At 69.8% G+C, this 18,345-nt stretch carries 19 protein-coding genes and 1 riboswitch; of the genes, 12 read left to right on the top strand and 7 right to left on the bottom strand.

The window, feature by feature from the left end; translation table 11 throughout:
- Positions 1–169 precede the first annotated feature (169 nt).
- Positions 170–1,429: a multidrug effflux MFS transporter gene (locus NC595_RS09785; RefSeq protein WP_253566133.1), complete on the bottom strand. Its 1,260-nt coding sequence runs from the start codon at positions 1,427–1,429 to the stop codon at positions 170–172.
- Between the two features lie 91 nt (positions 1,430–1,520).
- Positions 1,521–1,582: riboswitch (Fluoride riboswitch) on the top strand.
- A gap of 87 nt (positions 1,583–1,669) precedes the next feature.
- On the opposite strand from NC595_RS09785, the gene crcB reads away from it, so the two are divergent.
- The 7 genes from crcB (at position 1,670) to NC595_RS09750 (ending at position 7,585) form a co-directional block, all read left to right on the top strand.
- A complete protein-coding gene (gene crcB, locus NC595_RS09780; RefSeq protein ID WP_425493101.1) occupies positions 1,670–2,053 on the top strand; it encodes a fluoride efflux transporter CrcB in 384 nt (127 codons plus the stop codon).
- Positions 2,054–2,079: 26 nt separating this feature from the next.
- Entirely contained in the window at positions 2,080–2,400 is a 321-nt protein-coding gene (locus NC595_RS09775) for a DUF190 domain-containing protein (RefSeq protein WP_253566131.1), read from the top strand.
- A 90-nt stretch (positions 2,401–2,490) separates the two neighbouring features.
- Complete coding sequence (gene cfa / locus NC595_RS09770) at positions 2,491–3,609, top strand: cyclopropane fatty acyl phospholipid synthase (protein ID WP_253566130.1); 1,119 nt, start codon at positions 2,491–2,493, stop codon at positions 3,607–3,609.
- 74 nt (positions 3,610–3,683) lie between these two features.
- Positions 3,684–4,709: a proline iminopeptidase-family hydrolase gene (locus NC595_RS09765; RefSeq protein WP_253566129.1), complete on the top strand. Its 1,026-nt coding sequence runs from the start codon at positions 3,684–3,686 to the stop codon at positions 4,707–4,709.
- Between the two features lie 112 nt (positions 4,710–4,821).
- Positions 4,822–6,279 carry a sensor domain-containing diguanylate cyclase gene (locus NC595_RS09760; RefSeq protein ID WP_253566128.1) on the top strand — a complete coding sequence of 486 codons (1,458 nt, stop codon included), beginning with the start codon at positions 4,822–4,824 and terminating at the stop codon, positions 6,277–6,279.
- Between the two features lie 47 nt (positions 6,280–6,326).
- A complete protein-coding gene (locus tag NC595_RS09755) occupies positions 6,327–6,698 on the top strand; it encodes a cupin domain-containing protein (RefSeq protein WP_253566127.1) in 372 nt (123 codons plus the stop codon).
- On the top strand, positions 6,695–7,585 hold the full coding sequence (locus tag NC595_RS09750) for a TraB/GumN family protein (RefSeq protein ID WP_253566126.1): 891 nt from the start codon (positions 6,695–6,697) through the stop codon (positions 7,583–7,585). Before NC595_RS09755 ends, NC595_RS09750 begins: the two co-directional genes overlap by 4 nt.
- A 15-nt stretch (positions 7,586–7,600) precedes the next feature.
- Here the strand turns inward: NC595_RS09750 and NC595_RS09745 are convergent, their stop codons facing one another.
- Positions 7,601–8,401 (bottom strand): N-formylglutamate amidohydrolase, encoded by an 801-nt coding sequence (locus NC595_RS09745; RefSeq protein ID WP_253566125.1) that lies wholly within the window; start codon positions 8,399–8,401, stop codon positions 7,601–7,603.
- Between the two features lie 188 nt (positions 8,402–8,589).
- Here NC595_RS09745 and parC point away from each other — a divergent pair, with 188 nt between their 5' ends.
- Together parC and NC595_RS09735 are read left to right on the top strand one after the other, a co-directional pair.
- Positions 8,590–10,827, top strand: a complete 2,238-nt coding sequence (parC, locus tag NC595_RS09740; RefSeq protein ID WP_253566124.1) for a DNA topoisomerase IV subunit A — start codon at positions 8,590–8,592, stop codon at positions 10,825–10,827.
- A 226-nt stretch (positions 10,828–11,053) separates the two neighbouring features.
- A complete protein-coding gene (locus tag NC595_RS09735) occupies positions 11,054–11,491 on the top strand; it encodes a hypothetical protein (RefSeq protein ID WP_253566123.1) in 438 nt (145 codons plus the stop codon).
- A 35-nt stretch (positions 11,492–11,526) separates the two neighbouring features.
- Here the strand turns inward: NC595_RS09735 and NC595_RS09730 are convergent, their stop codons facing one another.
- The 4 genes from NC595_RS09730 to NC595_RS09715 all read right to left on the bottom strand — a co-directional run bounded on the left by NC595_RS09730 (position 11,527) and on the right by NC595_RS09715 (position 13,913).
- A complete protein-coding gene (locus NC595_RS09730) occupies positions 11,527–12,303 on the bottom strand; it encodes an SURF1 family protein (protein ID WP_253566122.1) in 777 nt (258 codons plus the stop codon).
- A 226-nt stretch (positions 12,304–12,529) separates the two neighbouring features.
- Positions 12,530–12,922 carry a hypothetical protein gene (locus NC595_RS09725; protein ID WP_253566121.1) on the bottom strand — a complete coding sequence of 131 codons (393 nt, stop codon included), beginning with the start codon at positions 12,920–12,922 and terminating at the stop codon, positions 12,530–12,532.
- 104 nt (positions 12,923–13,026) lie between these two features.
- The gene (locus tag NC595_RS09720) at positions 13,027–13,428 is read right to left on the bottom strand and encodes an NUDIX hydrolase (RefSeq protein ID WP_253566120.1); all 402 of its coding nucleotides are present in this window, start codon (positions 13,426–13,428) and stop codon (positions 13,027–13,029) included.
- Entirely contained in the window at positions 13,425–13,913 is a 489-nt protein-coding gene (locus tag NC595_RS09715; protein WP_253566119.1) for an NUDIX hydrolase, read from the bottom strand. The genes NC595_RS09720 and NC595_RS09715 overlap by 4 nt, the downstream gene beginning before the upstream one ends.
- 106 nt (positions 13,914–14,019) lie before the next feature.
- On the opposite strand from NC595_RS09715, the gene NC595_RS09710 reads away from it, so the two are divergent.
- The gene (locus NC595_RS09710) at positions 14,020–14,829 is read left to right on the top strand and encodes a phosphodiester glycosidase family protein (protein ID WP_253566118.1); all 810 of its coding nucleotides are present in this window, start codon (positions 14,020–14,022) and stop codon (positions 14,827–14,829) included.
- Complete coding sequence (locus tag NC595_RS09705) at positions 14,826–17,237, top strand: penicillin acylase family protein (RefSeq protein WP_253566117.1); 2,412 nt, start codon at positions 14,826–14,828, stop codon at positions 17,235–17,237. Before NC595_RS09710 ends, NC595_RS09705 begins: the two co-directional genes overlap by 4 nt.
- A 13-nt stretch (positions 17,238–17,250) precedes the next feature.
- Here the strand turns inward: NC595_RS09705 and NC595_RS09700 are convergent, their stop codons facing one another.
- Positions 17,251–17,640, bottom strand: coding sequence for a DUF3224 domain-containing protein (locus NC595_RS09700; RefSeq protein ID WP_253566116.1), 390 nt, complete (start codon positions 17,638–17,640; stop codon positions 17,251–17,253).
- A gap of 240 nt (positions 17,641–17,880) precedes the next feature.
- Here NC595_RS09700 and NC595_RS09695 point away from each other — a divergent pair, with 240 nt between their 5' ends.
- Positions 17,881–18,315 (top strand): YciI family protein, encoded by a 435-nt coding sequence (locus tag NC595_RS09695; protein WP_253566115.1) that lies wholly within the window; start codon positions 17,881–17,883, stop codon positions 18,313–18,315.
- Positions 18,316–18,345: the final 30 nt, after the last annotated feature.

Here is an 18,345-nt window from a genome sequence, read left to right as displayed (position 1 = left end):
GGCGGAACACGGGACGCCGAGGCGCCGTGCCGTTCCGCGGGGAGTGGCTCCGCCCTCGGCGGGGCGGCGGCTGAACCCGCCAGAGACGGGAGCTTTTCAGCCTCGCAAGCGGTGCCATGCATGTCAAAGATCGGCGCCGCCGCCATTCATCTTCAGCAACTACCCGGCGTCAGCGCGGCTCGGCGATCTGCGCCTGCAGCTCCACGTCGCGCAGCGGTGGCGAAGGCGGCTCCTCGCGCAGGGTCACGTGGTACCAGTGCCAGGCCAGCCAGCCGATCGCCGTGAGCACGCAGCTGCCCAGGGCCAGCGGCAGCAGGCTGGTCGACAGCAGCGGCGACAACACACCGGCCACACCGGCATTGAGCAGCAGGCTGACGAAGGCCTGCACCGAGGAGGCGCCGCCGCGACGATGCGGAAAGCGATCCAGCAGCAGCAGCGTCAGGGTGGGGAACGCGAGCTGCACGCCGATGCCGTGCAGCACCAGCGGCAGCATCGACCAGGGCAGCACGCCGCGCGGCGCCAGCAGCCCACCCGCCAGATGCAGCACGCACGCTGCCCCCATCGAGGCGTAGCCCAGATTCACCGTGAACGCCACGCTGTGCCGCTCGGCCAGGCGTCCGGACAGCCAGGCACCGAACACCAGCCCCACCACCACCGGCAGGAACAGCCAGGGAAACCCCTGCGCCGACAGGTGCAGCAACTCGCGCACGATGCGCGGTGCCGAGGCGATGAACAGGAACAGCCCGCAGAAGTTGATCGTGCTGGAGATCAGCAACGGCAGGAACGGCCGGTCGCGCCCGAACGAGAGGTAGGTCGCCACCAGCTCGCGCGGCACGAACGCGGTCCGGCTCGCCACAGGATGGGTTTCCCTGAGCAGGGCGATCAACGCCACCGCCATGAACACGGTGAACGCGGTGAGCAGCCAGAAGATGCCGTGCCAGCCGTCCAGCCACAGCAGCTGCGCGCCGACCATCGGCGCGATCACCGGCGCGATGCCGAAGATCATCATTACCCGCGACATCAGTCTCTGCGCGGCGGCGCCCTGCAGGCAGTCGCGCACCACCGCGCGCCCCACCACCAGGCCGGCGCCGGCACAGGCGCCCTGCAGGGCGCGACAGCCGAGCAGCATGGCGAACGAGGTCGACAGCGCCGCGCCGGCGGAGGCCAGCGCGTAAAGCAGCATGCCGCCGACGATCACCGGCTTGCGCCCGATCGCATCGGAGATCGCGCCGTGAAACAGGCTCATGGAACCGTACGTCACCAGGTACACGCTGATCAGCTGCTGCAGCGCGGTGTCGTCCACGGCGAAGTGGCCACCGATCAGCGGGAAGGCCGGGAACACCGCGTCGATCGAGAATGGGCCGATCATCGACAACCCCGCCAGCAGCCACGGCAGGCTGCGCGGAACGGTGGGGGCGGCATCGGTCATGGGGCGACAGGCGGGTATCGTCAGGGGCGGCCAGCATATCGCCTGCAGGGCCGCGCTTGACCGGTCCGACCGGCTGTTTGCTAACATCGTGGGACGCAAGGGAGATGGCATGCCTCCCCGAACCGCCGCAAGGCTGATGATGCCTGGTCGAACCCCTCGCGGGGTGGCCGGGCATTTTTTCGGGCGATCCCCGACGATGCCCGCCGCACCCGCTCCACCCTTACTGGAATCCGGATGCGCATGGATCTGATCTCATTGCTGGCCGTCGGCCTCGGTGCCTTCCTCGGTGCCTTGCTGCGCTGGGCCCTGGGCCTGATGCTCAACCCGCTGTTCCCAACCCTGCCGCTGGGCACGCTGAGCGCGAACCTGCTCGGCGGCCTGCTGATGGGCATCGCGATGGGCGTGTTCGCGCAATATGGCGCGCTCTCTCCGGCGACCCGGCTGTTCATCGGCACCGGATTCCTGGGTGGCCTCACCACGTTCTCCACCTTCTCGAGCGAGACCATCACCCTGCTGCTGCGCCAGCAGTACGCCTGGACGGTGGCGATCATCAGCGCCCACCTGTTCGGCACGCTGGCCATGACCGTGGCGGGCCTCAGCCTCGTGCGCGTGCTGACGCGCTGACCGGAACCTGATTGGAGAACCCGACGATGAACGGCTACTCACTGCGCTTCTACATGCACGAAAACCAGAAGCACCACGGCAAGCTGCTTTACGAATGGCTGCTGGAAGCGGCCCGCAAGCAGGGGGTGCATGGTGGCTCGGCGTTCAAGGCGATCGCCGGCTACGGCCGGCACGGCCGCATTCACGAGGCGACCTTCTTCGAGTCGGCGGGTGAGCAGACCGTGCTGGTCGAGTTCCTGGTCAGCGCGGCCGAGGCCGACACGCTGACTGCCCTGGTGCGCGAGGACAAGGCGCCACTGTTCTGGGCGCGCTTCCCGGTGGAATTCGGCGTCGCCGGCACCGACTGACCGGCACGCCGTCGTCACGACGCGCCGCGGTAGCATCCCCTCGACGCGGGCGCCCGCCCCGGGGGCCGCTCCGATCGCGAAGGAGGCGCCATGAGTTCCTACTCGCTGCGACAGAGGGCCGAGCAGTTGCTGGCCCTGGCCGGCATCCGCATCGACGGTGACCGGCCCTGCGACCTGCGGGTACACGACGACAGGCTGTACGCCCGGGTGTTCTCGCACGGTTCGCTGGGCCTGGGCGAGGCCTACATGGACGGTTGGTGGGACGTGGCCGACCTGCCCGGCTTCTTCACCCGCATCCTGGGCGCGCAGCTGGACCAGGAGCTGAAGACCCTCGACACCCTGCTCGCCCACCTCAAGGCCCGCTTCCTCAACCTGCAGCGCGGCGAGCACGCCTACGAGGTAGCCGAGACCCACTACAACCTCGGCAACGACCTGTTCCGCGCCATGCTCGGCAGGCGGCTGGTCTACTCCTGCGGCTACTGGGCGCAGGTGGACAACCTGGACGACGCGCAGGCGGCCAAGCTCGACCTGGTCTGCCGCAAACTGCAGCTCCAGCCAGGCCAGCGCGTGCTGGACATCGGCTGCGGCTGGGGCGAGGCGCTGAAGTTCGCCGCCGAGCGCTATGGGGTGGAGGGCGTCGGCGTGACCGTCTCCAGCGAGCAGGCCGACTACGCTCGGGGGCTGTGCGCAGGCCTGCCGATCGAGATCCGCCTGCAGGACTACCGCGAGATCGAGGACCGCTTCGATGCGATCTGGTCCATCGGCATGTTCGAGCATGTCGGTGGACGCAACTACCGCACCTACTTCGAGACCGTGCGTCGGTGCCTGCGCCCGGACGGCCTGTCGCTGCTGCATTGCATCGGCAGCAACGGCGCGCCGGCGCAGACCGATCCGTGGATCGAAAAGTACATCTTCCCGAACTCGATGATCCCGGCGGCCAGCCAGGTCACCGCCGCGCTGGAAGGGCTGTTCGTGGTGGAGGACTGGCACAACTTCGGCACCGACTACGACCGCACCCTGACCGCCTGGCGGGAGAACTTCGATCGCGCCTGGTCGGACCTGGCGGCGCACTACGACGAACGCTTCCGCCGCATGTGGCACTTCTACCTGGCCTGCTCTGCCGCGGTGTTCCGCAGTCGCCGGGACCAGCTGTGGCAGCTGGTGCTCAGCCCCGACGGCGTCCCCGGCGGCTACCGGTCGCCGCGCTGAGGCGCCTTTGGTCGATCTTGCGGGCCGTGGTCCGGCGAGGGATAGTCCCCCGCACGCTCTGGGGGAGATATCCAATGAACAAGCTTGCCGCCCTGCTGGCAGTCTTGCTGCTGCCGTTCGCCGCCGCCGCGCAGAGCGCGCCGCCGGCCAGCTACTACAGCCACGTCGGCCACGACGACGTGCTCTCCGGCGGGGTCAAGATGGTCCCGATCACCACCCCGCTCGGAAAATTCCGGGTCTGGACCAAGCGAGTGGGCAACAACCCGAAGCTGGCCGTGCTGTTGCTGCACGGCGGCCCGGGCATGACCCACGAGTACTTCGAGGCCTTCGACAGCTACCTGCCGGCGGCGGGCATCGAATACATCTACTACGACCAGCTCGGCTCGGCCTACTCGGACCAGCCCAAGGGGCCGGGCACGGACGCACTGTGGACCACCGACCGCTTCGTCGAGGAGGTCGAGCAGGTGCGCCGGGCGCTGCACCTGGACAGGAACAACTTCTGCCTGCTCGGCCACTCCTGGGGCGGCATCCTCGCCATGGAGTACGCGCTCAAGTACCAGCAGCACCTCAAGTGCCTGGTGATCTCCAACATGGTCGACTCGATCCCCGAGTACAACGACTACGCCAAGCACGTGCTCGAACCGGCGATGGACCCGAAGGAGCTGGCCGAAGTGAAGGCGATGGAGGCCGGGCATCGCACCGACGATCCGCGCTACATGCAGATCCTGATGCGCATGCACTACGAGAAGCACGTGCTGCGCATGCCGGCCGACCAGTGGCCGGAGCCGGTGCTGCGTTCGATGAGCCACGTCAACGAACACATCTACACGCTGATGCAGGGCCCCAGCGAGCTGGGTGCCAGCGGAGTGCTCGAACACTGGGACCGCAGCAGGGACCTGCACACGATCACCGTGCCGACCCTGGTCATCGCCGGTACCTACGACACCATGAATCCGGCGTACATGGCCGACATGGCGAAGAAGCTGCCGCACGGCCAGCTGCTGCTGTGCAGGAAGGGCAGCCACATGGACATGTACGACGACCAGAAGACCTACTTCACGGGACTGGTGAAGTTCCTCAAGGGCGTGGAAAACCGCTGACCGTACGGCGACGCGCCGCTCCGCCGGAGGGCTTTGCCAGCGGCCACCGGGCACTGGCATAGTCACGTCGCCGATCCGGTCCGTCGACCGCACATCGGGAAGGGGGACGGGCATGGAGCATTACCACTTCGGGCGCCTGCGCGCCCTGGCCCACATGGGCGCCGATCGCAGCGGAGCGTTCCGGTACGGCGCCCTGGCCGTTGCCTGGCTGGCGCTGTGGCGCCTGTCCGCCGTGATGCAGTACGACCCGCATGCCAGCCTGTGGTTTCCACCGGCCGGGCTCACCCTCGCGGCCATGCTGGTGATGGGCTGGCGGGCGATTCCGGTGCTGGTGCCCTGCGCGATCGTCGCCACGTTCTGGATCGACCGGATCTACGGTACCGGCCTGCCCGCGCGCGCGCTGCTGGTCTCGGGAATCGTCTTTGCGCTGGCGCATTGCCTGTCCTACGGACTGGGCGCGCTGGTGATGCGGCGGGCCATCCGGCGCAGCACCAGTCCGTCCACGCCGGTGGTGGTGACGGCCTTCCTGCTGGTCAGCGCGCTGGCGTCGCTCAGCGCGACCGTGCTCGGCATCCGCGGGCTGGAAGCGACCGGCCTGATCGCCGCATCCGCCCCGCCACTGTGGCTACCCTGGTGGATCGGAGACCTGGCCGGGGCGCTGGTGCTCACGCCGTTGTTCGTCGGCCTGCTCAGCTGGCGCTATCCGCAGATCGAGCCGTGGCTGGGCGGTCTGTCCTTCCTGCCGCAGAGCCGCGGCAGCGGCACGTACGCCGGCAAGCTGGCGCTGGAGATGCTGGTGGTGATCGTCGTGCTGGCCGCCAATGCCTACCTGGGCACCCCCGAAGCCGCCTTCGCGATGTTCTTCCTGATCCTGCCGCAGATGTGGGTGGTCTACACCGAGAGCCCGTTCCGCGGCGCCCTGAGCATCGCCCTGGTGAGTACCGCGATCGCCGTGCTGGTGGCGCTGTTCGGCATCACTCGCGACGCACTGGTCTACCAGTTCGCGATCTGCGTGATCGCGGCCAGCGCCTACTTTGGCTTCGCCGTACCCGCACTGGTGGCGCAGAACCGCCACCTGAGCGAACTGGCTGCCACCGACGGCCTCACCGGCGCGGCCACCAAGACGCACTTCTTCGAGTGCAGCGAGCGCGAGCTGGCCGACGCGCACAGCCAGGGTCTGCCGGTCTCGCTGCTGGTGATGGATATCGACCGGTTCAAGGCCATCAATGACGGCTACGGCCACGCCGCCGGCGACCAGATCCTGCTGAACCTGGTCCGCACATTGCGCCACCAGTTGCGCCAGTCCGACCTGATCGGCCGCTTTGGTGGCGACGAGTTCATGGTGCTGCTGCCCGGGCTGGCACTGGATCGCGCCGAAGCCACCGCCGAGCGGCTGCGGCGAGCGCTGACCGAACTGCGCATGCCGGGACCGGGGCTCGGCTTCTCGGTCAGCTTCGGCGTGGCCGCGATCGGCGACGGCGAGAGCATCATGGAGGCGTTCCGCCGCGCCGACGAGCGCCTGCTCGCGGCCAAGCGGAGTCCGCACCCTGCCGACGAGACCGTTACCTGACGCCCGGGCCGCTTGCGCAGTGTCGCCGACGACCGTACGGTCGCGGCATGATCAAGCCCCTCTCCCCGACCGATGCCGCCGCCCGGCTCGACGAATGGTGGTCGCCGCGGGTGCTGGCCGAGGTGGACGATGCCTACGTGAAGGTCGCCAGGGTGCAGGGCACCCTGGCCTGGCACAGCCATGCCGACGAGGACGAACTGTTCTATGTGCTCAAGGGCGCGCTGCGGATCGAGCTGGAGGACGGCGTGGTCGAACTCGGCGAAGGCCAGATGTGCGTGGTGCCCAAAGGCGTGCGGCACAACCCGGTGGCCGAGCAGGAGTGCCACCTGCTGCTGATCGAACGCAAATCCACCCGTCACACCGGCGACGAGGTCACCGCGCTCACCCGCTCGATCGGCGAGCAGCGGCGACCACTTTGAATACCCTCACCCGGTTCCGGCGCCTTGGCGCGCGCGTGCTGGTCGCGGTCGCCCTGCTGTTTCCGGCTGGCGCCATCGCCCACCCGGCGCTGTGGGTGGTGCGGGGCGCCGACACCACGATCTACCTGTTCGGCACGGTTCACCTGCTTCCCGGCAACACGCCGTGGCGCTACCCGGCCCTGGATCAGGCGCTCGCCAGCAGCGACGCCCTGGTGGTGGAGATCACCGACGACAGTCCAGCCAACATCACCGCCCTGGTGCTGCGACTGGGCATGGATCCCGCGCATCCGCTGTCCTCGCTGCTGTCGGCCGGCGACTATCACCGGCTGGAGCGCGCCGCGCGGCTGGCCGGCCTGCCCGGCATGGGAGCGCTCGACGCGATGCGTCCCTGGCTGGCCGCGCTGACCATCGCCATGGCCCCGCTGGCCAAGGCCGGACTGGATCCGCAGCAAGGCGTCGACCACCTGCTGCGCGACGAGATGACCAGGGCCGGCAAGCCGGTGCGTGCGCTGGAGACCGCCGAGGAGCAAATCCGCTTCCTCGCCGACATGCCCAGCGCGCTGCAACTGGACATGCTGCGCCAGACCCTGCACGAGACCGACGCGTCGAAGCTCGAGTTCAAAGAGCTGGTCGAGGCCTGGGACAAGGGCGACGTCGAGGCCATCGCGCGACTCGAGAACAGCCTGATGAAGCGCGAGACCCCGGCGCTTTACCAACGCCTGCTGGTGACGCGCAACGCGACCTGGGCAGGGAAGATCAGGGCGATGCTCGACACCCCCGGCACGGTGTTCATCGCCGTCGGGGCCGCGCATCTGGCGGGCCCGGACAGCGTGCAGGCGCAACTCCACAAGCTGGGCGTGGACGCCACGCGCGTCGACACGCCCTGAGCACCCGCTGGCGCTTCAGGCCGCGGCCACCTGCCCGCACACCGACGGCAATCCGGCGGCATCGGCAGCCTGCACCAGCCAGCCGGCGATGCGCTCGCCCCACGCGCGCTGGCCGGCCTCGTCGGCAATCAGGTCCTGGCGCACTTCCAGCTCCACGTGTGGCAGACCGCGCTGCTCGCCATACACGGGGATCGCGTAGTCGGTGGCGTCGCTCACCGCATACGGCTGGTTGTCGCCCACGCACCAGCCGTCGGCCCGCATGACCTCCAGCAGCGGCCGGGCCAGCCGCGCGTCGCGCTGGTACAGCACCCCCAGCTCCCACGCGCGGGCCTGGTCCATGAAAACCGGCGTGAAACTGTGCACGGTGACCAGGATCGTGGAACGGCCTTCGGCGGCGCGCCGGTCCAGCTCCTCCACCGTGCGCCGGTGGTAGGGCATGAAGATTTCCTCGCGTCGCGCGGCGATCGCCGCGCCGGAAAGACCACGGTTGCCGGGCACCTCGGTGCGCTCGCTCGTCGTGACGATCGAACCGGGGGCATCCAGCGGGCGGTTGCAGTCGATCACCAGCCGCGAATAGGTCTGGCAGATCAGCCAGGCATCCAGTGCCTCGGCCATCGCCCGCGCCAGGCCGGCCGCGCCGATGTCCCAGGCGATGTGGCGATCCCACTCCGGCGCCGGCACGCCGAGGTCGCCCAGCGCGGCGGGTACCGCGCGGCCGGCGTGGTCGCAGGTGAGCAAGAACGGCGAGCGCCCTGCGAGCCGGTGGACGGAGAAGGGGGCGGGATCTCGGGGGCCGAGCAGGCTGAGCGATGGCATGGATGGGGAGTGACCGGAAACGTGCGCGTCACGATACGTCCGCCCCCGGGCCGCGGCCAGCCCCCGGCGCAGATTCTGCGACGGCAGCACGGCAGACTGCACTGCGCAAGCTGTCCGCCCCCAGTCCGTTCTGGCACCATCGGCCGGCTATTCGCGCTCCCGGCGCGCCAACCGATTGATCGAAGAAAATGAACCTGCAAGCCAATTTCGAACAGATCCCGCTCAAGGAATACGCCGAGCGCGCGTACCTGGACTACTCCATGTACGTGGTGCTGGACCGCGCCCTGCCCTTCGTCGGCGACGGCCTCAAGCCCGTGCAGCGGCGCATCATCTACGCGATGAGCGAGCTGGGCCTGGCGGCCACCGCCAAGCCGAAGAAATCGGCGCGCACCATTGGCGACGTGATCGGCAAGTTCCATCCGCACGGCGACAGCTCGTGCTACGAGGCGATGGTGCTGATGGCGCAGCCGTTCTCGTACCGCTACCCGCTGGTCGACGGCCAGGGCAACTTCGGCTCGCCGGACGACCCCAAGAGCTTCGCGGCGATGCGCTACACCGAGAGCAAGCTCAGCCCGATCGCCGAGGCGCTGCTGGGCGAGCTGGCGCACGGCACGGTGGACTGGGTGCCGAACTTCGACGGCACCATGGACGAACCCAGCTGGCTGCCCGCGCGCGTGCCACACGTGCTGCTGAACGGCTCGATGGGCATCGCCGTGGGCATGGCCACCGACATCCCGCCGCACAACCTGCGCGAAGTGGTGAGCGCCTGCATCCGCCTGCTGGATGACCCGGACGCCACCGTGGCAGACCTGTGCGAACACGTGCTCGGCCCGGACTACCCGACCGAGGCGGAGATCATCACGCCGCGCAAGGAGCTGCTGGCCATCTACACCACCGGCAACGGCTCGCTGCGCGCCCGCGCGGTGTACGGCGTGGAAGACGGCAACGTGGTGATCACCGCGCTGCCGCACCAGGTGAGCCCGTCGAAGATCCTCGAGCAGATCGCCGCGCAGATGCGCGCCAAGAAGCTGCCGATGATCGAGGACCTGCGCGACGAGTCCGACCACGAGAACCCGATCCGGCTGGTGATCGTGCCGCGCTCCAATCGCGTGGACACCGACGAGATGATGCAGCACCTCTTCGCCACCACCGATCTGGAGAAGAGCTTCCGCGTCAACCTCAACATGATCGGCATGGACGGCCGGCCGCAGGTGAAGGATCTGAAGAAGATCCTCACCGAGTGGCTGAGCTTCCGCACCGCCACGGTCACCCGCCGCCTGGAGCACCGCCTGGGCAAGGTCGAGCGCCGCCTGCACCTGTTGGAAGGCCTGCGCATCGCCTACCTCAACCTGGACGAGGTGATCCGCATCGTCCGCACCGAGGACGAGCCCAAGCCGGTGCTGATGAGCCGCTTCCGGCTCAGCGAAGAGCAGACCGACTACATCCTCGAAACCAAGCTGCGCCAGCTGGCGCGCCTTGAGGAAATGAAGATCACCGCCGAGGCCAACCAGCTCGAGGAGGAGCGCGCGCGCATCAACGTGCTGCTGAAGTCGCCGGCCAAGCTCAAGGGCCTGATCAAGGAAGAGCTGCGCGCCGACGCGGCCAAGTATGGCGACGACCGCCGCTCGCCGCTGGTGCAGCGTGAAACCGCGCAGGCGCTGGACGAGAGCGCGCTGGTGGCCAGCGAACCGGTCACCGTGGTGCTCAGCCAGAAGGGCTGGATCCGCGCCGGCAAGGGCCACGACGTGGATGCCGAGGGGCTGAACTATCGCGAAGGCGACGGCCTGCTCGCCGCGGTGAAGGCGCGCACCACGCAGCAGATCGCGGTGATCGATTCCACTGGGCGCAGCTATTCCACCGCGGCGCACACGCTGCCCTCGGCGCGCGGCAACGGCGAGCCGCTGACCGGCCGCTTCACCCCGCCGGCCGGCGCCAGCTTCGACGCGCTCGCCGCCGGCGACAACGACACGCGACTGATCCTCGCCACCGATTTCGGCTACGGCTTCGTCACCCGCTTCGAGGCGCTCACCGGCCGCAACAAGGCCGGCAAGCAGATCATCAGCCTCAGCGACGGTGCCAAGGTGCTGGCGCCGCAGGTCAGCGCCGATCCGTCGCGCGACCGCATCGTGGTGGTCACCTCCGAAGGCCATCTGCTGATGTTCTCCGTCGCCGAGCTGCCGGAACTGGACAAGGGCAAGGGCAACAAGCTGATCGACATTCCGAAGAAGCAGATGGCGGAAGGCGAGCGCGTGGTGGGCGTAGCGGTGGTCGCCGAGGGCAAGGGCGAGGTCACGCTGTACGCCGGCCAGCGCAAGCTCACGCTGAAGTGGGCCGACCTGGTCGAGTACGGCGGCAACCGCGCCACCCGCGGCGGCGTGCTGCCGCGCGGCCTGCGCCGCGTCGAGCGGATCGAGACCACCAGCTGAGCCGGCACCGCGCTACCCTGCAGGAGCGCGCTCGCGGGCGATGCTCTTCTGCTTCGATGTGGATCAGGAGCAAGAGCATCGCCCGCGAGCGGGCTCCTACGGACAGTTGAACGGATTGGCCACGTTGTCGCGGCGGCAGGAACTTCCGACCACCGCGGCACCCAAAGCATGGCTGTGCACGTCACGCGTCCCCGCGCGTTGACACAGCCCTACCCGCGGAGCGCACATGACCATCCATCGACCCCTCTGCCTGCTCCTTGCCAGTGCGCTAGCAACCTCTGCCGCAGCACAGAGCGCAAGCCAGCCACTCAATCTGAAGCTCCCGCCGGGCGCCGTTCCCGCCGCCAGCAGCAGCGCCGCCAGGCCCGCCAGCGCCAGCACGGCACCGGGTGTCTACTACGGCGACACCAGCGGCACCACCGACGCCAGCCTCGCCGCCAATGCCCCGGCCGATACCTGCGACGACGCCACCTACAACCAGCCCCAGGTGCATGGCAGCGTGGGCATGGGCGTGGTGGCCGGCAACCACCTCAGCGGCAACTACCAGACCGGTACGGTGAGCGTCACCAAGGCGTTCGGTGACTGCGACCATCCGTCCGGCGGCATGAGCTTCACGATCAGCGGCGGCCAAGGTCATTTCAACGACCATCGCTTCGGTCACTGAAGCCGCACCCGCGCAATCACGACCAGCCGAAAACCTCAGTCCGACCCCACCGCACGCCGTCGGCGCAGTTCCGAGTGTCCGACGAAGAAGCCCGCCAGCAGCACCATCAGCGCCATCCCATACCAGGTGATCAGGTAGCTGAGGTGGTTGTTGGGAAAGTGGATGACGGTCAGCCCGCCCTTCGGTGCATGCGGCACGCGGGCTTCCGAGGCCGCGTCCTCGTCCACGAAGTACGGTGCCACGTCTTGCAGCGCCCGCCGCGCAGCGATGGCAGCCACGTCACGGGTGTACCAGTCGTCCTTCGCCGGGTCGTTGTGGCGCAGGAAGCCCGGCGGCTCGCTGAGCCGCAGCAGGCCGGTCACGGTCACCTCCCCGGCGGCACCGGGCGCGCAGCTGCCGCTGCGGCCACACCATTCCGGCGTCACGAAGCCGCGGTTGACCAGCACCAGCGAGCCATCGTCGCGGCGCAGCGGGGTCATCACCCAGAGTCCGCTGCCCTCGGCCGTCGCCGCCCACACGTAGGTCGAGCGGTCGTACAGGAAGGTGCCGTGCAACCGCACGTGCCGGTACTCATCGGTGGCCGCGGTCACGCGCGGCCACTGTGCGGGGCCGGGCGCGTCCACCGGCGGCGCATGCACGCGCGCGTCGACGTGGGCGATCAGCGCCCGCTTCCACCCCAGCCGGTGGACCTGCCAGGTACCCAGCGCGATGAAGCCGGCGAACAGCACCAGGCCGAGCAGCGCCAGCATGGCAAGCGCGAGCGGGCCGCGCGGCTGATCTTTCGCCGCGGGGCTGGAGGATTCATCGGTCATCGGGCGATCCTCATGTCGGAGACAGCGATTCTATTGCCCCGCATGCACCACGCCCTGCGCGCGCGACGATGCGCCCGGAAGGTCCGGAAGGTGCTCCGCCCCAGTCCTGCGGCGAGCGCCAGCTGAACCATGACGTCCGGCCGGAGCGGCAGGCCGACGGCCGGGCGCTGATGCGGCAGCGTCATCTGGCCGGCCCAGCTGAGCCGGCCCAATCCCCCCAGCCGGATCAGCGCAGCAGCACACCCTCGCCGACCTTGCGCCCACCCTCGAGCACCACGAACGACAGCTTGTCGTCTCGCACCTTGAGTACCTCGAAACAGTCCACGCCCACCGTGCGCGTGGCGCCCGGGTCGAGGTGGGCATCATGCCCACCCAGATCGAGCCGGCAACTCACGTCGTCGCTGCCCGGATGGAACGCCAGCACGGGCGCGTAGCCGGTGTAGATCGGCGTTTCGCGACCCACGTCGCCCTGTTTCGGCAGCAGGGTAATCGTCGCGCGCAGCGGCGCATCGGCGGGAAAGCTCAGCCAGTGCGGCTTGGCCGGGGCGCCGGCGATCGCGGCGGTGGAGGCGGCACCGAAGGCAACCAGGCCGATGACGCGCGTCGAAAATCGATCCATGAAAACCTGCTCCTGACGGGTGGAACGCAGGCCACTGCGGCCTGCGGGCGCCGGCATCGTCCGCGCGCGCCCGTGCCGGCGTCAAGCGCGACGCCATTGTCCGTTCAGAGGCGCGGCAGGATGTGTTCGCGACTCAGTCGGGCGATCGGCAGGTCGCCGGGATCGGCCGGATCGATCCAGCGCAGCGTCTCGATCTCGGCGCAGGCGGAGGGGAGCCCCTCGATCGCCACGGCGTACACCTCGCCCTCCACCACGTGCCCCGGCTCGTTCGCCGCCGGCGCGCTGGCCCGCCACAGGTGGCGCGCGGACCCGGACACCAGCGCCACGCCCAGTTCCTCGCGCAGCTCGCGCGCCAGCGTGGCGAGATCATCGGCATCGCCCGGATCGCGCTTGCCGCCGGGTTGCTGGAACACCGTGGCGCCGCGCTTGCGCACCAGCAGCACGCGGCCCGCCTCGTCACGGATCACCGCCACGACGATGCGGATCAACTTTCGCAAGTCGCTCACAGCCGGCTGTACGACCAGGACTGCATGCGCCCGTCCTTGTACGGCATCACGCCGTGGAACGGCCGCGGGTCGTCGTCGAACACCAGCGGCAGGAAGTGGCGATCGCCCTCCCACATCGGCAGGTCCATCAGGCGCGCGCGCTCGACCCACTCCAGCGTGCCTTCCGGATTGCGCTCCAGCGGCGTGCCGGCGTAACCGTCGATGATGAAGATGAAACCCAGCCAGTCCTCGCCCTGCTTGCCGAAGCCGGGCCAGTTGAGGGTGCCGCGCAGCTGCATCGAGGTGCACTCGATGCCTGCCTCCTCGCGGATCTCGCGACGCATGCAGGCGGCGATGTCCTCGCCCGGCTCCATCTTGCCGCCCAGGCCATTGTACTTGCCCAGGTGCTGGTCGTCGGGGCGGGCGTTGCGGTGGATCATCAGCACCCGGCGGCGGTCGGGCGACAGCACGTATCCGAGCGTGGCGACAATGGGGCAGTAAGGCATGGCGCGGCCGGCAAAAAGCGCAGTGTAGCGTCCCGGCGCGGGCCGGCTGAACCGCGCCGCCGGCCGTGCTTGCACCGTGGGCCGCGGGGCGGCGACCATCGGGGGGATGCCGCGCCTTTTTTCCTCCCTTCCCCGCTCCCGCCGCTGGCCCGCCCTGCTGGGTGCCGCCGTGCTGCTGCCGCTGCTCGCCGCCTGCGCCCCGCGCGCGCGCGCCGTGGACAGCGCCGAGCGCGAGTTCGACGGCCAGCGCTTCCACGTGGTGACCATCGACCTCGCCCGCCAGACGCTCTCGCTGCACTGGCGCGATCCGGACAACGGCGTCGCCTTCGGCAGCATCGAGAACCTGCAGCACTGGGGCGAGCGGCACGGCCGGCGGCTGCTGTTCGCCGCCAACGCCGGCATCTACGACCGCCGCAACGCGCCACTGGGACTGTTCGTCGAGGACGGCCACGTCCGCGTGCCGCTGAACATGGCGCATGGCAATCCGGCCGCCGGCAATTTCTCGCTGCGCCCCAACGGGGTGTTCGCGGTGTATCCGGACGGCCATGCCGCGGTACGCACCAGCGAGGCGTTCAAGGCCGAGGGCAAGCCGGTGACGCTGGCCACCCAGTCCGGCCCGATGCTGGTGATCGGCGACCGGCTCAATCCGCAGTTCGAGGATGAGTCGGCCAGCGTGAAATGGCGCAGCGGCGTGTGCGCGGTGACGCCGCACAAGGTGGTGTTCGCGGTCAGCGAGACGCCGGTGAACTTCCACACCTTCGCACGCCTGTTCCGCGACGGCCTCGGCTGCCGCGATGCGCTGTACCTGGACGGCACCATCTCGCAGATGTACGTGGACGGCGAGGGCTACAGCGGCGCGCCGGCCTTCATGCTCAAGCCCTATGCGGGCATCTTCGCGGTATTCGACAACCCATGACGACTCCTCCCCGCCGGCGCTGGCTGCGCCGCAGCCTGATCGCACTCGCCCTGCTGCTGTTCGTCGCCCTCGTCGCCGCCTGGAGCCTGCTGGCATCGGGCCGCGCTCGACTGGACGGCCAGGTCGCCGCAAGCGGACTGACCGCCCCGGTCACCGTGACGCGCGACGCGCTGGGCACCGCCACCTTCGACGGCAGGACGCGCGGCGACATCAGCTACGCGATGGGCTACGTCCACGCACAGGAGCGCTACTTCGACATGGACCTGATGCGCCGGCTGCCGGCCGGCGAGCTGTCGGCGCTGGTCGGTCCCGCAGCGCTCAAGACCGACGAGGCCCACCGCCGCCTGCGCCTGCGCGCGGTGGCCGAACAGGCCTACGCGCAGCTGCCGCCGGACCAGCGGCACACGCTGGACCGCTACCGCGACGGCGTGAACGCCGGGCTGGCCGCGATGAAGGCCCGTCCCTGGGAATACTTCCTGCTCGGTACGAAGCCGAAGCCCTGGCGTTCGGAAGACAGTCTGCTGGTGATCGCCGCGATGTACCTGGACCTCAACAGCGACGGCCGCAATACCCGCGAACTGCGCATCGCCCAGATGCGCGCGGCGCTGCCGGCGCCGGTGGTGGATTTCCTGCTCGCACCTGACCCGTTCTGGGAGGCGCCGCTGGCCGGACCGCTGTCGCGTGATCCGGTGGTACCGGGCGCGGCTGTGCTCGACCTGCGCGCCGCCGCGCCAGCGGCCGGCCACGACCTCGCCTCCGTGCTCGCCCCCGCGCTGGACGACGCCCGCCCCGGCAGCAACAACTTCGCCGTGGCCGGCGTGCTCACCGGCACCGGCGCGGCGATGCTGGCCAACGACATGCACCTGGGCCTGCGCGTGCCGAACCTGTGGTTCCGCGCACGCCTGCGCTACCCCGACTCCACTGCGCCGAACGGCACGCGCGACGCCAGCGGCGTGACCTTGCCCGGCACGCCGGCGCTGGTGGTCGGCTCCAACGGCCAGGTAGCCTGGGGTTTCACCAACAGCTACGGCGACTGGGAGGACTGGGTGCGGGTGCTGCGCGACCCGGCCGATCCCACACGCTACCGCACGCCCGATGGCTGGGCCACGATCGCCAACCACCGCGAGACGATCCACGTGAAGGGCGCACCCGACCGCGTGATCACGGTGCAGGACACCCGCTGGGGCCCGATCACCGCGACCGACACCGACGCCACGCCGCTGGCGCTGGCCTGGACCGGCGATCGCCCGCGCGGCTACAACCTCGCGCTGATGCAGCTCGAGCGCGCCACCGACGTGGACCAGGCCCTCGACCTCGCCCCCACCCTGGGCATGCCCGCGCAGAACCTGCTCGCCGCCGACAACCAGGGCCACATCGGCTGGACCATCGCCAGCAACAGCATCCCGCTGCGCCACGGCTTCGACCCGCAGGTGCCCGCCGACTGGTCCCAGCCCGGCACCGGCTGGACCGGCTGGGCCACCCCGGCGCAGTACCCGCGCATCGAGAATCCACCCGGCGGCCGGCTGTGGACCGCCAACAACCGCACGGTGGGTGGCGACTGGCTGGCCCTGCTCGGCAACGGCGGCCACGACCTCGGCGCCCGTGCGCAGGCGATCCGCGACGACCTGCGCACCCACGCGGCGTTCTCGCCCGGCGACCTGCTGGACATCCAGCTCGACGACCGCAGCGTGCTGCTGGGCCGCTGGCAGCACCTGCTGCAGCAGACCCTGGCCGGCGCCACCGACCCGTCGCTGGTGCAGCTGCGCGAGCTGACCCGTTCGTGGAACGGCCGGGCCGACGTGAACAGCGTCGCCTACCGGCTGGTGCGCGCGTTCCGCCAGCAGGTCCACCAGGCGGTGCTGGCGCCGTTCGCCGCCCGCGTGCAGGCACGCTTTCCCGACTTCGCCTGGCCCGGCCTCGGTGACCCGGAAGCCGCCGTGTGGGCGCTGGTGCAGCAGCAGCCGAAGCACCTACTCGACCCGCGCTATGCCGACTGGCACGCCCTGCTGCTCGCCTCGGCGACGCAGGTGGTCGACACCCTCGGCAAGCAATCCGGCGGCCTCGCCGCCCGCACCTGGGGCGAACGCAACCGCGATGCGGTGAACCACCCGCTGGCGCGGGCTCTGCCCGGCTGGCTGGCCCGCCTGATCGACATGCCCGACCAGCCAGTGCCCGGCGACAGCAACATGCCGCGCGTGGCCGCACCCGGCTTCGGTGCCTCCGAGCGGCTGGACGTCTCGCCCGGCCACGAGGACCGCGGCCTCTTCCACATGCCCGGTGGGCAGAGCGACAACCCGCTGTCGCCGTTCTTCGGCGCCGGCCACGAGGACTGGGTGCACGGCCGCCCGACCCCGCTGCTGCCGGGGCCGGCCCGGCACACGCTGACGCTGGAACCGGCGGCCGGGTGAGGCGCCGGCTCGCTCAGCCGAGGGTGTAGTCGAACGTGTACTCGTGCCGCCCCGAGGCGATGCGGATCGTCATGCTGCCGGCCAGGCCGGTCAGCTCGCCGGTGCCGGTGTCCGGCACCACGCGCACGGTGAGCGCGGCGGTACCGCGATCCATCGTGCCGCTGTGCTGCAGCACGAAGCTGCCTTCACGACCATCGAGCCGCCCGGTCACCCGCTCCAGCGCGACATAGCCCGCCGAGCCGGCGACGTCGCCGCCAGCGGAAAGCATCTCACCCACGCTGTGGGCCTGCAGATCGCCCTCGAAGCGCTTGTCGATGGTGTGCCGCCCCAGGTTGGCCGGTGCACTGACCGCCGCCAGTGGCTGCGACTCCCGCGTGACCTCGAATGTGCCGTTCGCCTGCATCTGCCCCGCCCTCGCTCACGCCATGTCCCCGGCAGCGCGCCAGCATCGCCGGCCCTGCCCCGGGCGCATTCAAGCACAGGCCGCATCGGCACATTTGGCGAGGCCCGACGCGCGCCGCCGACCCGTGATACAGCCGGCGCCGTCGCCGGAGGCGAAGCATGTCGAATTCGCGCCGGACGGTTCGTCGTCAGGACAAGCCCGGCATGTGCCGGCCCGATGTCCCGGTGAAGGAGAACAGCGATGCGATGCATGGTGATGGTGCGGGCCACCGACGAGTCCGAAAGCGAAACCCAGGCGATGCCGAACGCCGAGATCATGGCGGCGATGAATCGCTTCAACGAGGAACTGGTGCAGGCCGGCGTGATGCTGGCCGGCGAGGGGCTCAAGCCCAGCCGCGACGGCAAGCGCGTGCGTTTCGCAGGCGGCCGGCAACAGGTGGTCGACGGTCCGTTTGCCGAGACCCGGGAGTTGATCGCCGGATTCTGGCTCTGGCAGGTGCGTTCGATGGACGAGGCGCTGGAGTGGGCACGCCGCTGCCCGGCCCCGTTCGTGGGCGAGTGCGAGATCGAGATCCGGCCGCTGTACGAGGAGGCCGACTTCGCCGAAATCATGTCTCCCGAACTGCGCGAGTCCGAGGCCCGGCTGCGCGGACAGATTGCCGAACGGACGCGCTGATGCCGCCAGCGTGCTTGCCGCGAACGCCAG

The sequence above is a fragment of the Dyella lutea genome (genome assembly GCF_024158035.1).
GTDB classification, from domain to species: Bacteria; Pseudomonadota; Gammaproteobacteria; order Xanthomonadales; family Rhodanobacteraceae; genus Dyella_A; species Dyella_A lutea.
This window is presented reverse-complemented; position numbering and strand designations above follow the sequence as displayed.

Coding starts and splice junctions, on each gene's coding strand:
- NC595_RS09735 (WP_253566123.1), top strand. CDS start 11,054: ATGACCATCCATCGACCCCTCTGCCTGCTCCTTGCCAGTGCGCTAGCA.
- NC595_RS09700 (WP_253566116.1), bottom strand. CDS start 17,640: ATGCAGGCGAACGGCACATTCGAGGTCACGCGGGAGTCGCAGCCACTG.
- NC595_RS09730 (WP_253566122.1), bottom strand. CDS start 12,303: ATGACCGATGAATCCTCCAGCCCCGCGGCGAAAGATCAGCCGCGCGGC.
- NC595_RS09725 (WP_253566121.1), bottom strand. CDS start 12,922: ATGGATCGATTTTCGACGCGCGTCATCGGCCTGGTTGCCTTCGGTGCC.
- NC595_RS09775 (WP_253566131.1), top strand. CDS start 2,080: ATGAACGGCTACTCACTGCGCTTCTACATGCACGAAAACCAGAAGCAC.
- parC (WP_253566124.1), top strand. CDS start 8,590: ATGAACCTGCAAGCCAATTTCGAACAGATCCCGCTCAAGGAATACGCC.
- NC595_RS09760 (WP_253566128.1), top strand. CDS start 4,822: ATGGAGCATTACCACTTCGGGCGCCTGCGCGCCCTGGCCCACATGGGC.
- cfa (WP_253566130.1), top strand. CDS start 2,491: ATGAGTTCCTACTCGCTGCGACAGAGGGCCGAGCAGTTGCTGGCCCTG.
- NC595_RS09745 (WP_253566125.1), bottom strand. CDS start 8,401: ATGCCATCGCTCAGCCTGCTCGGCCCCCGAGATCCCGCCCCCTTCTCC.
- NC595_RS09785 (WP_253566133.1), bottom strand. CDS start 1,429: ATGACCGATGCCGCCCCCACCGTTCCGCGCAGCCTGCCGTGGCTGCTG.
- NC595_RS09765 (WP_253566129.1), top strand. CDS start 3,684: ATGAACAAGCTTGCCGCCCTGCTGGCAGTCTTGCTGCTGCCGTTCGCC.
- crcB (WP_425493101.1), top strand. CDS start 1,670: ATGGATCTGATCTCATTGCTGGCCGTCGGCCTCGGTGCCTTCCTCGGT.
- NC595_RS09715 (WP_253566119.1), bottom strand. CDS start 13,913: ATGCCTTACTGCCCCATTGTCGCCACGCTCGGATACGTGCTGTCGCCC.
- NC595_RS09710 (WP_253566118.1), top strand. CDS start 14,020: ATGCCGCGCCTTTTTTCCTCCCTTCCCCGCTCCCGCCGCTGGCCCGCC.
- NC595_RS09755 (WP_253566127.1), top strand. CDS start 6,327: ATGATCAAGCCCCTCTCCCCGACCGATGCCGCCGCCCGGCTCGACGAA.
- NC595_RS09695 (WP_253566115.1), top strand. CDS start 17,881: ATGCGATGCATGGTGATGGTGCGGGCCACCGACGAGTCCGAAAGCGAA.
- NC595_RS09705 (WP_253566117.1), top strand. CDS start 14,826: ATGACGACTCCTCCCCGCCGGCGCTGGCTGCGCCGCAGCCTGATCGCA.